The 13,343-nt window shown below is 61.6% G+C and carries 12 protein-coding genes; 7 read left to right on the top strand and 5 right to left on the bottom strand.

Annotation, left to right across the window (positions count from 1 at the left end; translation table 11 throughout):
• Nucleotides 1-113: 113 nt before the first annotated feature.
• Complete coding sequence (locus tag AC07W4_RS22750) at nt 114-1,604, bottom strand: aldehyde dehydrogenase family protein (RefSeq protein ID WP_495034063.1); 1,491 nt, start codon at nt 1,602-1,604, stop codon at nt 114-116.
• Between the two features lie 525 nt (nt 1,605-2,129).
• On the opposite strand from AC07W4_RS22750, the gene peaA reads away from it, so the two are divergent.
• From peaA to peaD, 4 genes are all read left to right on the top strand, one after another.
• Nucleotides 2,130-3,710, top strand: a complete 1,581-nt coding sequence (gene peaA / locus AC07W4_RS22745; protein ID WP_495034062.1) for a quinohemoprotein amine dehydrogenase subunit alpha — start codon at nt 2,130-2,132, stop codon at nt 3,708-3,710.
• Between the two features lie 81 nt (nt 3,711-3,791).
• Entirely contained in the window at nt 3,792-5,222 is a 1,431-nt protein-coding gene (peaB, locus tag AC07W4_RS22740) for a quinohemoprotein amine dehydrogenase maturation protein (protein WP_495034061.1), read from the top strand.
• A gap of 1 nt (nt 5,223) precedes the next feature.
• Nucleotides 5,224-5,547, top strand: a complete 324-nt coding sequence (gene qhpC, locus AC07W4_RS22735; protein ID WP_008016081.1) for a quinohemoprotein amine dehydrogenase subunit gamma — start codon at nt 5,224-5,226, stop codon at nt 5,545-5,547.
• 21 nt (nt 5,548-5,568) lie between these two features.
• Nucleotides 5,569-6,687, top strand: coding sequence for a quinohemoprotein amine dehydrogenase subunit beta (peaD, locus tag AC07W4_RS22730; protein WP_495034060.1), 1,119 nt, complete (start codon nt 5,569-5,571; stop codon nt 6,685-6,687).
• 138 nt (nt 6,688-6,825) lie between these two features.
• Here the strand turns inward: peaD and AC07W4_RS22725 are convergent, their stop codons facing one another.
• Nucleotides 6,826-7,227, bottom strand: coding sequence for a lysozyme inhibitor LprI family protein (locus tag AC07W4_RS22725; protein ID WP_495034059.1), 402 nt, complete (start codon nt 7,225-7,227; stop codon nt 6,826-6,828).
• A gap of 278 nt (nt 7,228-7,505) precedes the next feature.
• Here AC07W4_RS22725 and AC07W4_RS22720 point away from each other — a divergent pair, with 278 nt between their 5' ends.
• Nucleotides 7,506-7,994: an SRPBCC family protein gene (locus AC07W4_RS22720; protein WP_495034058.1), complete on the top strand. Its 489-nt coding sequence runs from the start codon at nt 7,506-7,508 to the stop codon at nt 7,992-7,994.
• Nucleotides 7,995-8,279: 285 nt separating this feature from the next.
• Here the strand turns inward: AC07W4_RS22720 and inhA are convergent, their stop codons facing one another.
• Nucleotides 8,280-8,966, bottom strand: a complete 687-nt coding sequence (inhA, locus tag AC07W4_RS22715) for an isonitrile hydratase (RefSeq protein ID WP_495034057.1) — start codon at nt 8,964-8,966, stop codon at nt 8,280-8,282.
• Nucleotides 8,967-9,055: 89 nt separating this feature from the next.
• Between inhA and AC07W4_RS22710 the strand changes: the two genes are divergently transcribed.
• The gene (locus AC07W4_RS22710; RefSeq protein WP_495034056.1) at nt 9,056-10,039 is read left to right on the top strand and encodes a GlxA family transcriptional regulator; all 984 of its coding nucleotides are present in this window, start codon (nt 9,056-9,058) and stop codon (nt 10,037-10,039) included.
• Between the two features lie 11 nt (nt 10,040-10,050).
• On the opposite strand, the gene AC07W4_RS22705 is transcribed toward AC07W4_RS22710, so the two are convergent.
• On the bottom strand, nt 10,051-10,440 hold the full coding sequence (locus AC07W4_RS22705) for a hypothetical protein (protein WP_495034055.1): 390 nt from the start codon (nt 10,438-10,440) through the stop codon (nt 10,051-10,053).
• Nucleotides 10,441-10,601: 161 nt separating this feature from the next.
• On the bottom strand, nt 10,602-11,843 hold the full coding sequence (locus AC07W4_RS22700; protein WP_495034054.1) for a glycoside hydrolase family 15 protein: 1,242 nt from the start codon (nt 11,841-11,843) through the stop codon (nt 10,602-10,604).
• 256 nt (nt 11,844-12,099) lie between these two features.
• Here AC07W4_RS22700 and AC07W4_RS22695 point away from each other — a divergent pair, with 256 nt between their 5' ends.
• Nucleotides 12,100-13,272, top strand: coding sequence for an MFS transporter (locus AC07W4_RS22695; RefSeq protein ID WP_495034053.1), 1,173 nt, complete (start codon nt 12,100-12,102; stop codon nt 13,270-13,272).
• Nucleotides 13,273-13,343 lie beyond the last annotated feature (71 nt).

Genomic DNA, 13,343 nt, shown 5'->3' with positions numbered 1-13,343 from the left:
TGTCTGGACCGGCCTCTTCGCGGGCAAGCCCGCTCCCACAGAGTTTTGCGTCGTACACAAATCCACTGTGGGAGCGGGCTTGCCCGCGAAGGCGGCCTAAAGGACGCTACAAATCACAATTTGATCAACACCGACTTCAACTCAGTGTAATGCTCGATCGCCGCATACCCCATTTCACGCCCGACCCCGGACATCTTGTAGCCGCCGAAGGGCAATGCCGGGTCTAGGGCGCTGTGGCAGTTGACCCACACCGAGCCTGACTTGATCCGTGGAATCATCCGGTGCACCGCCGCCAGGTCATTGGACCAGATGCTCGCGCCCAATCCATACGGACTGTCATTGGCCATGCGCAAAGCATCGGTCTCGTCATCGAACGGAATCGCCACCAGCACCGGCCCGAAGATTTCTTCCTGCACCAATGAGTGCTTCTGATCGACATCGACAATCACCGTCGGCTTGACGAAGAAGCCCGGCCCGAACTGCTCACCGCCGCAGGCGATGGTCGCGCCGCCCTCCCGGCCCTTTTCGATGTACCCGTAGACGCGCTCCTGCTGGCGCGCCGAGATCAACGGCCCCATGTCGACGCTCGGGTCCAGGCCGTTGCCGAGTTTCATGGCGTTGGCGATGTCGCTGATGTCCGCCACCACATTGTCGAAGTGCTTGCGCTGCACATACAGGCGCGAGCCTGCGCAGCAGACCTGGCCCTGGTTGAAGAAGATCGCGCTGGCGGCTCCGGCCGCGGCGGTTTTCAGGTCGGCGTCGGCCATGACGATGGTCGGTGATTTGCCGCCCAGCTCCAGGGTGACCCGGGTCATGGAGTCCATGGCGATCTTGCCGATCTGCTTGCCCACGGCGGTGGAGCCGGTGAAGGTCAGCTTGTCCACCAGCGGGTTGTGGGTCAGGGCCGAACCTGCGGTGATGCCGGTGCCGGTGACCACGTTGAACACGCCTTCGGGATAACCGGCCTCCAGCACCAGTTCGGCGAGTTTCAATGCGCTCAGCGGGGTTTCGTCGGCGGGCTTGAGTACCACGCTACAACCGGTGGCCAGAGCCGGGCCGAGTTTCCAGCAGGCCAGCAACAGCGGGAAGTTCCAGGCAACGATGGCGCCTACCACGCCCACCGCTTCGCGGCGAATAAAACTGTGGAACTGGTCGTTGGGCATCAGCGGTGCCGATACGTCAACCGTGGAGCCTTCGATCTTGGTCGCCCAACCGGCCATGTAGCGCAGGAAATCGATGGACAGTTGCACGTCCATCACTTGAGCCACCGCCGCGCTTTTACCGTTGTTCAGGCATTCCAGCTGAGCCAGCAGTTCGGCGTCGCGCTGCATCAGGTCGGCGAGTTTCCACAGCAGGTTCTGCCGCTCCCGGGGACGGGTGCGGGTCCAGGCTGAATCGTCGAACGCCTGGCGGGCGGCGAGCACCGCACGGTCGACATCTTCCGGCGTTGCCCGTGGCACCACGCACAACACCTCACCGGTGGCCGGGTTGTGCAGGGGCATGGTCTGGCCGTCGGCGGCCTCGACCCAGTCACCGCCGATGAGCATGCGCGGGGCGCGCTGGATGAATGCCGAAGTGGCGGGAAGCAGGTTTGGGAGCGACATGATGAAACCTCGTCTTGTTCGTGTGGCGAGGTCTTCGCAATGGCTGTGCCAGTTGTGTTTTTTCGGCCCGAAGGCCCCATCCGCCGGGGAGTGACTGATTCTCTGCGGATCACCCTGCGATCGATAAACGTCGCAAATTGCGACGACGTGAGACGTCCCGAACACAACACCCTGTAGGAGCGAGCTTGCTCGCGATGGACGAAAGAGCACCACGTTTAGCCTGTAGGCACGCGATATCGTTAACGACCATCGCGAGCAAGCTCGCTCCTACAGAAAGCTATGCTTGTCTCAGGCTGAAACAGTTGTCGCGAAATTAAACGCGGAACGCCGATGACACGATTGGCAAAAGACCGGCCTTTATCGGCAACTCATTGATTCATAGAAATATTAATAAGCTGGCACGCTCCGTGTATTGCTCATCGCAGACGTTTCTCTTGCCTCCGCCAGCGGATCAAAGCCGGCGGCAGAAACCATAAAAACGATAAGCCACAACAATAAGAACGCACCGTGCGAGGTTCGACGTTGATGAAGAGAAAACTCCGTTCAGGCATGAGCGCCAGCCTGCTGGCCGTAGCCGCTTGTATAGCGCTGCATTCGCCTCATAGCCTGGCAGCCCGCGACGCCCAGACCATCCTCAAGGAAACCTGTCAGGGCTGTCACACCCCCGAAGCCGATAACGCCCTGAGCCGCATCAGCCACCAGCGCAAAACGCCGGAAGGCTGGCTGATGAGCATCGCCCGGATGCAGACCATGCACGGTTTGCAGATCAGCGATGACGACCGTCGCACGCTGGTCAAGTACCTGGCCGACACCCAGGGCCTGGCACCGAGCGAAACCGACGGCGTGCGCTATGCGCTGGAGCGGCGACTCAATACCGTCGAGCACTTCGACGACCAGACCAGCCAGATGTGCGGCCGCTGCCACTCCGGTGCGCGGGTAGCCCTGCAACGGCGTCCGGCCCAGGAGTGGGAACGCCTGGTGAACTTCCACCTCGGCCAATGGCCGTCCCTGGAATACCAGGCACTGTCCCGGGACCGCGACTGGTTCGATATGGCCCGCAAAGAAATGGTGCCGCTGCTGGCCAAGCGTTATCCGCTGGACAACCCGGCCTGGAAAAAATGGCAGAGCGCGGCGCCCAAAGCCGATGCCCTGGTGGGCGACTGGAGCTTCAGCGGCCACTTGCCGGGCAAGGGTGAGTTGGCCGGTGTCATGACCGTGAGTGCCGATGGCAGCGACACCTTCAAGGTCCGCGTCAAAGGCCAGTACGCCGACGGCAGCCCGTTCAATGGCGACGGCAGTGCGATTCTCTACACCGGCTACGAATGGCGCGGCAACGTGACCATCGATGGCGTGACCATGCGCCAGGTGTTCGCCGCGCAAGGCAATGCGATGCAGGGCCGGATGTTCGAGGCCGAGCACGATGAACGTGGTTTGGACTTCGTCGCAGCCAGGCAGGGCTCCAACCGTTTGCTCGCAGTACAGCCGGGTTATGTGAAGGTCGGCAGCGAAAGCGAAGTCACCCTGATCGGCAGCGGCCTCACCGGCAAACCGGACTTCGGCAAAGGCATGGAAGTGGTCGAAGTGCTGGAGCAAACCCCGGAGCGCATGCGGGTCAAGCTCAAGGCCGCCGCCAATGCCCAACCGGGCGTGCGCGCGGTCAGTGTCGGTACCCTGAAAGGCCCGAGCCTGTCGGTGTACAGCAAGATCGATGCAGTCAAAGTGGTGCCTGAGTTCTCGGTGGCGCGGATCGGCGAGGGCGGTGGTTCGACGCCGAAAGTCCAGGGCCGTTTCGACGCGGAAGCCTGGGGCAAGGGCGCTGACGGCAAGCCGTATCGCATCGGTGTGTTCCCGGCGCAGTGGAAAGTCGAGGCTTTCGACGACCGCGCCAAGGAAGACGAAGACGTCAAGTTCGCCGGCACCATGCAGGCCGACACCGGCGTGTTCACCCCGGGTGATGCCGGGCCGAACCCGGCACGCAAGATGTCCACCAACAATGCCGGCAACCTCAAGGTGATTGCCGCCGTCGACGACGCAGGGAAATCCCTGACCGGCGAAGGCCACATGATCGTGACCGTGCAACGCTGGAACAACCCACCCATTCCATGAGTTGGCTGACAGCACAGGCTTCAGACACTTTTCGGAATGATCGCAAGCCCCGCCAAGCGGGGCCTGCACAGGAGGTTTGCCATGGGCGCTATCTTGAATCTGGTCGAACGCAACCTGCACGAAGTGCAGGTCGATGCCGACCGCATGCTGTTTCACATCCCCAGCAGTTCGCTGTTCGCCAGCGATGAACTGACGGGCACCATCATCGATACCTTGCGCGGCCCGGGCTGTTCGTCGGAAGACCTGATCCAGCGCCTGGCCGCGCGTTTCAACGGCGAGGAAATCACCGAGACCCTGCGCGAACTGATGGCCCTGGAACTGGTCAGCGACGGTTCGCCGCTGACCCCGGACATCGCTACCAGGCGGGTCGAGCGCACGGCGATCAATACCGTGGTGCTCAACGTCAACACCGGTTGCAACCTGAGTTGCACGTATTGCTACAAGGAAGACCTCGACAAGCCGTCGGCGGGCAAAAAGATGGACGTCGAAACGGCGATCGCCTCGGTGGAAATGCTGCTGCGTGAGTCCCCGGACGAAGAGCGTTTCACCGTGGTGTTCTTCGGCGGAGAACCGCTGAGCAACCGCAAGCTGATCGAGTACATGGTCGACTACTGTGAGAAGCGTTTTCGCGAGGCGGGCAAGTTCGTCGAATTCGTCATGACCACCAACGCCACGCTGCTCACCGAAGAAACCGTGGACTACCTCAATGCCCACCGTTTCGGGCTGTCGGTCAGCATCGACGGGCCGAAGACCGTGCACGACCGCAACCGCATCACCGTGGGCGGGCAGGGCACCTATGACGTGGTGCGACGCAAGGCCGAGATGCTGCTGTCGCGCTACAACAGCCGTCCGGTGGGCGCGCGGGTGACCCTGACCACCGGCGTGACCGACGTTGAAACCATCTGGGATCACCTGTTCAACGAACTGGGTTTTGCCGAAGTCGGCTTCGCCCCGGTGACCTCCGGCGACATCAGCAGCTTCAACCTCACCAGCGATGAACTGGTGCAGGTGTTCGCCAACATGAAGGCCCTCGGTCGTCGTTACCTGGAAGCGGCGCTGGAGCACCGCAACATCGGCTTCTCCAACCTGCATCAGCTCATCACCGACATCCACGAAGGCCACAAGAAAGCCCTGCCATGCGGCGCGGGCCTGAAGATGCTGGCGGTGGATCACAAGGGCGAACTGAACCTGTGCCACCGCTTTACCGGCTCGAGCCTGCCGACCTTCGGCAACGTCCACAGCGGTGTGAAACAGGTGGAATTGAACGACTTCCTGTCCCAGCGCCTGGACCGCACCAACACCGGCTGCGAGGACTGCCAGATCCGCAACCTGTGTTCCGGCGGCTGCTATCACGAGAGCTACGCCCGCTACGGCGACCCGACCCACCCGACCTATCACTACTGCGAACTGATGCGTGACTGGGTCGACTTCGGCATCGAGGTCTACACCCGGATCATGGCCAACAACCCTGCGTTCATCAGCAGTTACATCACTCCGCGCAAGGCTCACTGATATGAAACATCTCAAGGCAATCAATAACAAAGCGTTGAAGCTGGATCAGGCCGCGGATGAAAACCGCATTGAAGAAGTGGTGGCCATGAGCTCCGTGGCGGGCTGTGCCTCGACCACCGACCCGGGCTGGGAAATCGATGCGTTTGGCGGTGTGTCGTCGCTGTGCCAGCCGATGGAGGCCGACCTCTACGGTTGCTCCGATCCCTGCTGGTGGCCGGCCCAGGTGCCCGACATGATGAGCACCTACCCGGACTGGAACAAGGATGCCCAGGCGTCCAACGACAACTGGCGCAACCTCGGCACTGTCTTCCCCAAAGACAAGTGATCACAGAAGAAGGATTCCAGCATGCGTAACATCAAAGCCTGCGGCCTGGCCGCGTTCGCCGTCCTGAGCAGCTGTTCTGTCAGTGTTCTGGCCGATGAAAACACTGCGCTGCAAGTCGGTCACGAATACATGGTGACCACCAACTACCCGAACAACCTGCACGTGATCGACCTGGCCAGCGACACGCTGTTCAAGACCTGCAAGATGCCCGACGCCTTTGGCCCCGGCACCGTGCAATTGTCGCCGGACCGCAAGACCGCCTACGTGCTGAATAACCACTACGCGGATGTCTACGGCGTCGAACTGGACAACTGCAAGCAGGTGTTCCACGCCAGCATCACCCAGAAACCGGGGGAGAAAGCGCGCTCGATGTTCGCCTTCACCCTCAGCCACGACGGCAAGGAGCTGTACACCGTCGCCAACCCGACGCTGATGATGAACGATCGCTACGAAGTGCAGCAGCCCCGGCTCGACGTGTACAAGACCGACGCCGTCATGGACGCCAAGCCTGTGCGCAGTTTTCCGGCGCCGCGCCAGTTGACCATCATGCAGAGCGGTGACGACGGCACGCTGTACGTGGCCGGGGCGGACGTCTACAAGGTCAATGTGCAAACCGGCAAGTTCGACGTCCTGATCCCCAGTCGTCATTGGAAACGCCCGAACTACAGCGCGCCGGACGTGCTCTACGTGTGGAACCAGCAGACTTACCGGCATGACTTCTCGCTGCTCTACACCGCGGCGAAGTTCAAGGACAAGAAACAGGACCCGGCCACCGCCGAATACCTGTACGGCCTGTTCAGTGTCGACCTGAAGACCGGCAAGACCGAAACCACCGACTTCGGCCCCCTGACCGAAATCTACTTCAGCGGCATGCGCTCGCCCAAGGATCCGAACCTGATGTTTGGCGTGCTCAACCGCCTGGCCAAGTACGACATCAAACAGAAGAAAATGCTCCAGTCCGCGACGCTCGATCACTCGTACTATTGCATTTCATTCAACAAGGACGGCAGCAAGATCTACCTGGCGGGGACGTTCAACGACGTGGCGATCTTCGATGCCGACAGCCTCAAACAGACGGGCAGCATCAAGTTGCCGGGCGGGGATATGGCGATTACCACGGCGCAGATTTTCGTCCGGTAAATTGTGGCGCTTGAACTGACGCCTTCGCGGGCAAGCCCGCTCCCACAGGTGACCGAGTTGGAACGCATATTTGCATTCACTCCGACCCCTGTGGGAGCGGGCTTGCCCGCGAAGAGGCCCTCAAAAACACTGAAAATCTTAAACCCCCGGCACCGGACAACTCATATCCCCCTCCTGGCACTTCAGGTAGTTCTTGAACGTCTGAACCCGTGCCTTGGTCAGCTCCGTGGTGCAGTTGCTGTAGATCAGCGGATACACACTCCCGCCTTCCACCCCGGACGCCGAGAACCTGCACTCGGCATCGCGGAACGCCACCCACGCCCGCTGCGCACCCACCAATTGCTTCTTGCTGTCCGGGTTGCTCTTGAGTCGCGAAGTGATCTGCTGGTAAAGCGCATTCAATTCCTTGTCGGCGGCCGCATTCTGCTGCGCCGCGCACTGGTTCATCGTCGCCTGGTCGCTGGCGTTGTCACAGTCCACGGCGAACGCCATGGAGGTGAACAGCAGGGGCGTCAGCGCCAATAGAAAGCGTGGATTCATGCTGGAGTGCTCGTTGTGACCGAATGAGAGGTGCAGTGTAGCGCCGGGGGGCACGGGCACCTGCCGCGCAGTTTTTTCATGTCGCTATCCTTTTCGATGCTGTTTCGAGGGTGAACGTTAGCAGTTTCGACCCTCTGATTTTGCGATAGCCCCAGAACTTATCCGCGCAAATACAACCGAATATCTCAGGCATGTTTGATTGCGCATCCCGATTGGTACTACTTTAGGGTTGGTCTTGTGGTCTTACTGACCTACTGTTCAAGTACAGGAGGTGACTTATGAACCCAGCATCTGATCGCATTGAAAGGAAAGTCCTGCTCAAGGCCAAGCGTTCGCAGGTCTGGCGCGTGCTGGCCAATGCCGAAATGTTCGGACAGTGGTTTGGCGTGGCGCTGGAGGGCAAGCGTTTTGTGGCAGGCGAGTGGACCCAGGGGCAGATTACCTATCCCGGTTATGAGCATTTGCGCTGGAATGTACTGGTAGAGCGGGTCGAGCCAGAGCGGCTGTTTTCGTTTCGCTGGCACCCTTATGCCGTGAACCCTGAAGTCGACTACTCCCAGGAACCCACGACACTGGTGAAATTCGAGCTCGAAGACATGGACAACGGCACGTTGCTCAAGGTCTCCGAGTCCGGTTTCGACCACGTTCCCCAGGCCCGTCGCGAAAAGGCCTTTCGCATGGACAGCCGTGGCTGGGAAGAGCAAATGAACAATATCGAGCAGTTTTTGATCGAAGGTGCCAAGTTCCACGAGCAACAGAGTGGCTGAAGCCGGCTCGAAGCCTGAGGCGTCTAAGGGTTTTCGGAAGGAGGCTTATGGCGAATGTCTTACACGCGATGGTAGCAATATCGCCTGTTACAAATTGGATCCGATGCGTAATCTGGCCTCACCCACTGAAGCACAGGATGTGCTCAGGATCATGGATGATCGACCATATGCAAGGAACGCTACGACAAGGAGTCGTCATGGTCTTGGAAAACCCGCTTCGGCGGGTTTTTTTTGCGCGCATGAAAAGTCGTGGCGGCAGGAACCGGGTTCCCGTCGCCATATTTTTCACTGTCGGTCGAGTTTCGCCGCCGCGCGCTCGGTGATCTGCGCCCGCAGCTTCAACGAGCCGGCAGCCCGCTGGCGAGCTTCCTCCAGCACACTGGTCGGGGCCGTCTCCGGGCTGCCCGCGGTAAACGGCGGGGCCGGGGCGTATTCCAGTTGCAACTGCACCAACTCGGCGGTGGCCTGGTCGAACAGCTCGGCGGCCAGGGTCAGGGCGAAGTCGATACCGGCGGTGATGCCACCACCGGTCAACAGATTGCCATCACGAACCACCCGATCTTGCACCGCGATAGCGCCCAGGGGCTTGAGCAGTTCGTGATACGCCCAGTGGGTGGTAGCGCGTTTACCCTTGAGCAATCCCGCCGCGCCCAGCACCAGCGAGCCGGTGCACACCGAAGTGATGTAGCGGGCGTTGGCGGCCTGGGCCTTGAGAAAGTCCAGGGTCTGGTCATCTTCCATCAAGGGTCCGACGCCACTGCCACCGGGCACACAGATCACGTCCAGTGCCGGGCAATCGTCGAAGGTGGTGGTCGGTTTCAACAGCAGGCCGGTGCTGGCGGTGACCGGCATCAGGTCTTTCCAGATCAGATGCACTTTCACGTCCGGCAGCGAGGCCAGTACGTCGTAAGGGCCGGTCAGGTCCAGTTGCTGAACCTGTGGAAACAACAGAAAACCGATCTGCAACGTCATGGTGTTTTTTCTCGTGAAGTGGGTGGACGGTTTGACTTTAGGCTCGTAGGCTTTGGCGCATACGCCAATATCCCCACGAATTACGCCAAATGTCGAAAACCATCCATGTGCTCGCTTTCGCCAACGTGCAATTGCTCGACGTCACGGGGCCGTTGCAGGTCTTCGCTTCGGCCAACGACATTGCCCGCCAGCAAGGCCTGCCGCCACCCTATGCGCCGACGGTGATTGCCAGCGACGGCGGGGCGGTGATGTCGTCGGCGGGCCTGGCGCTGTTGGCCGAACCGTTACCGGAGGAGGGCACCGACACCCTGATCATCGCCGGTGGCTGGGGTGTCTACGCAGCAGCGCAAGATGCGCCGTTGGTCGCCTGGGTACGCGAACATGCCCATGGTTGCCGGCGGGTTTCCTCGGTGTGCACCGGCGCGTTCCTGCTGGCGGCCAGCGGCTGGCTCGACGGCCGGCGCGTGGTCACCCACTGGACCCGTTGCGAGCAACTGGCGCAACAGCACCCGCGCTTGCAGGTCGAACCCAACCCGATCTTCATCAACGACGGCCCGGTCTGGACCTCGGCCGGGGTGACCGCCGGCATCGACCTGGCGTTGGCCATGGTCGAACAAGACCTGGGGCGCAGCATGGCCCTCGAAGTTGCCAGGCAACTGGTGGTGTTTCTCAAGCGTCCGGGCGGTCAATCGCAATTCAGCGTGACCCTGTCCCTGCAACAGGAAGGCAACCGTTTCGACGAACTTCACGCCTGGATCAGCGAAAACCTGACCAAGGACCTTGGCATCCCGACCCTGGCCTTGCAGGCCGGCATGAGCGAACGCAGCTTCGTGCGCCACTACCGTGCCGACACCGGCCAGACCCCGGCCCGGGCCATCGAACTGATCCGCGTCGAAACCGCACGGCGTTTGCTCAGCGATACCGGTGTGCCGATCAAACGGGTGGCGGTGCAATGCGGCTTCGGCAGCGAAGAAACCCTGCGCCGCAGCTTCCTGCGGGCCATGGGGGTGACGCCGCAGGCTTATCGGGAGCGGTTTTCGGTCAGTGCCGGAGTAGATTCCGCCATGACTTGAGCCCATTTCTATCAGGCTTCCGTTTCTGCCACCTGATTGAAATACTTCGCCCGATCCGGTGTAAACGTCACCACCATCCCGGTTCGCGAGCAGGTCAACGCCCGCTCTTCGCTCAAATCAACATCCAGATCTTCCCCGCGCAAGCCTTGCCACTGTGCAAGGTATTTGAGGGAGCCATATTTTTCGAGCTTCTTCAGGCTGCGGCTGACACCACCTTTCCAGCCCAGTACCGGCAACTCGCCGGCGAGGCACTGTCGGGCGAGGTCGGGGAAACGAGCCGCGCGCTGGCGACCGACTTCCCAGTATTTGATCAGTCCCTTATCACCGGCCTCCCAGAGTTCTTCGCGGTTCAAACCGGTTCGGAGCGGGGAATCGATGCTGCGTTGGATGCGTTGGGTCATTCTGGTTCCTTGAATTCGGGGGGGTCTGGACAGCTCCGCTGTACCCGTAGAGCAAGGATGTTAGGTGGGGATGTAACGGCTGGCAACAGGGTATTTGCGGGGGTGTTGCAAGCTGTTTTGTTTAAGAGACGTAGGTCTCGGATTGCACAGGACCTGTGGCGTTAAGGCTGCCAAACAACCTTCTCCCCACTCAACCTGCGATCCAGAAAGCACGCCGCACTGATCAACGCCAGATGCGTCAGCGCCTGCGGCGTGTTGCCCATATGCCGCCCATGGCTGTCGAATTCTTCGGCATACAACCCCAGCGGGTTGGCGTACCTGAGCAGCTGTTCGAACTCCAGGTGGGCCTTGTCGAGCTGGCCGGCGCGGGCCAGGCATTCGACGTACCAGAAGGAGCAGGCGGCGAAGGCGCCTTCGCTGCCGGGCAGGCCGTCGATCCGGCTGTCGTCGTTGCGGTAGCGGTAGATCATGCCGTCGTGCACCAGGCTTTTTTCGATGGCTTGCAGGGTCGCCAGCCAGTGCATGTAGGCTTTGGCCTCTTCGACGAAGCCCAGGCGCATGAACGCATAGACGGTGAACGAGGCGTCGCGGATCCAGGTGAAGCGATAATCCCAGTTGCGTGCGCCCCCCGGGCTTTCCGGCAGGCCGAAGGTGGCGGCGGCGAGAATGGCGCCGTGTTTGCGCGAGGTCAGCAGCTTCATCGCCAGGGCCGAGCGGTTGACCATTTCGCGCCAGCGGCCACGGTAGTTGGACTGGCCGATCCAGTCGCGCCAGAACTTCAGGGTGCGCTCCAGGCACAGTTGCGCAGCGCCTTCCTTGAAGCGTGGATCGTCGAGGGCGCCGAGCAGGAACTGACCGGTCTGGTCTTGTTCAAGGGTGAATTCAGCGACCGCCACGTTGGCAACAATGTGCATGGCTTGATCGGCGCGCAGTCGCAGGGACGGCTGGTCGGCAGCCTCGAAAATCACGTCATCCTTATCCATGCACGCGCGGGTGCTGGCGCGGGCGTAGTCATGGCGCACCGCGCAACGCATGTGGAAGCTGGCACGGCCGCTGACCACACGGATCCGCCGCATCAGCAGCGGCAGGTCATCCTCGGTGTCGCCGACCGGCAGCAGGTCGGTGACCTCGACCACCGCCTGGTCACTGAGCCAGCAGGTTTGCAGCACGTTGGTGTCGGGGAGGTAAATCTGTTCGCGGCGGGCATCGGGTAAATCCGGGGAGAGTTGGAAAATTCCGGCCTCGGGGCTGTCCAGCAGCGAGCAGAAGATCGACGGACTGTCGAACTCCGGCCAGCAGAAAAAATCCACACTGCCCTTGTCGTTGACCAGCGCCGCGCTGCGCATGTCGCCGATGATGCCGTGGGCGTCGATGGGGCTTTGGCGTTCGGGGTGATCAGCCATTGTCGCGAAACTCCGGGAGTCTGGGGCCTATTTAGCTGACTGGTCCGGGAGGTCGAGAGTTCATTTGGCGGGGAGTGTGAGTTGTCTGTGAGGGCCCCTTCGCGGGCAAGCCCGCTCCCACATTGGACTGCGTACACAAATCAACTGTGGGAGCGGGCTTGCCCGCGAAGGGGCCTTCACATTCAACCAACAATTCCACGCTTCCCCCGCAATCAGGCGTTATGGCAACGTGCAGTCCCCTGATGAGACCTGACCCATGGCAAACCCCTATCGCGAGTTGTTCAAAGCCCCTGGCAGCGGCACATTCGTGCTGGCCGGCATGCTCGCGCGCATGCCGATCTCCATGACCGGCATCGGCCTGATCACCATGCTCTCGCAGTTGCAGGGGGGCTACGCAATGGCCGGTGCGATCGCGGCGACGTTCGCCCTGGCCACGGCCTTTTGCGCGCCGCAGGTCTCGCGGCTGGTGGATCGGTATGGCCAGGGGCGGATTCTGCCGGTGGCGGCGCTGCTCGGCGGTGGGGCGCTGTTGCTGTTGTTGCTGTGCACGCGGTTGCAGGCGCCGCACTGGACGCTGTTTGTCTTCGCCGCGCTGGCCGGCTGCATGCCGAGCATGTCGGCGATGGTGCGGGCCCGCTGGACCGAGGTGTATCGCGGTCGCCCCGAGCTGCAGACTGCCTACGCCCTGGAATCGGTACTGGATGAAGTCTGCTTCATCGTCGGGCCGCCGCTTTCCGTTGGCCTGTGTGTGGTCGCGTTTCCCGAGGCCGGGCCATTGGCGGCCTTGCTGGCGCTGGCCATCGGCGTCACCGCGTTCGTGTTGCAGCGCAGCACGGAGCCTGCGGTACATCCCCACGAAGACCACCATCAAGGCTCGATCATTCGCTCGCGTGACATTCAATTGCTGATGCTGTTGATGGTCGCCATGGGCACCATCGTCGGCGTGGTGGACGTGGTCAGCGTGGCCTTCGCCCAGCAGCAGGGGCAACCGGCGGCGGCGAGCATCGTGCTGTCGGTGTACGCCATCGGCTCGTGCCTGGCCGGACTGGCCTTCGGCGCACTGCGTTCGAAAGTACCACTGGCGCGCCTGTTCCTGTACGGCGGTGTGGCGACGGCGGTGACCACCTTGCCGTTGTTGCTGGCGGCGAACATTCTCGGCTTGTCGCTGGCGGTGTTTGTCGCGGGGCTGTTTTTTGCACCGACGCTGATCGTCGCCATGGCCCTGGTGGAGCAGATCGTGCCGCCGGCCAAACTCACCGAAGGCCTGACCTGGCTGGTCACCGGGCTGAGCATCGGCGTAGCGATCGGCGCCGCCGGCTCCGGCTGGCTAGTGGACGCCTTCGGCGCGCGCAGCGGGTTCTGGCTCGCGATTGCGGCGGGGGCGGTGGTGCTCGGCTCGGCAATTCCAGGCTATCGCCATCTGAAATGAAGATCGACCTGTGGGAGCGGGCTTGCTCGCGAAGGCGGTGTGTCAGTCGACATCAATGTTACATGACACAC

The sequence above is a fragment of the Pseudomonas sp. GW821-FHT02A08 genome (assembly GCF_059422045.1).
Note: the sequence above shows the minus strand (reverse complement) of the source record. Positions and strands in the feature narration are given on the sequence as shown.

Coding starts and splice junctions, on each gene's coding strand:
- AC07W4_RS22700 (WP_495034054.1), bottom strand. CDS start 11,843: ATGGCTGATCACCCCGAACGCCAAAGCCCCATCGACGCCCACGGCATC.
- AC07W4_RS22710 (WP_495034056.1), top strand. CDS start 9,056: ATGTCGAAAACCATCCATGTGCTCGCTTTCGCCAACGTGCAATTGCTC.
- AC07W4_RS22705 (WP_495034055.1), bottom strand. CDS start 10,440: ATGACCCAACGCATCCAACGCAGCATCGATTCCCCGCTCCGAACCGGT.
- inhA (WP_495034057.1), bottom strand. CDS start 8,966: ATGACGTTGCAGATCGGTTTTCTGTTGTTTCCACAGGTTCAGCAACTG.
- peaD (WP_495034060.1), top strand. CDS start 5,569: ATGCGTAACATCAAAGCCTGCGGCCTGGCCGCGTTCGCCGTCCTGAGC.
- peaB (WP_495034061.1), top strand. CDS start 3,792: ATGGGCGCTATCTTGAATCTGGTCGAACGCAACCTGCACGAAGTGCAG.
- qhpC (WP_008016081.1), top strand. CDS start 5,224: ATGAAACATCTCAAGGCAATCAATAACAAAGCGTTGAAGCTGGATCAG.
- peaA (WP_495034062.1), top strand. CDS start 2,130: ATGAAGAGAAAACTCCGTTCAGGCATGAGCGCCAGCCTGCTGGCCGTA.
- AC07W4_RS22725 (WP_495034059.1), bottom strand. CDS start 7,227: ATGAATCCACGCTTTCTATTGGCGCTGACGCCCCTGCTGTTCACCTCC.
- AC07W4_RS22695 (WP_495034053.1), top strand. CDS start 12,100: ATGGCAAACCCCTATCGCGAGTTGTTCAAAGCCCCTGGCAGCGGCACA.
- AC07W4_RS22720 (WP_495034058.1), top strand. CDS start 7,506: ATGAACCCAGCATCTGATCGCATTGAAAGGAAAGTCCTGCTCAAGGCC.
- AC07W4_RS22750 (WP_495034063.1), bottom strand. CDS start 1,604: ATGTCGCTCCCAAACCTGCTTCCCGCCACTTCGGCATTCATCCAGCGC.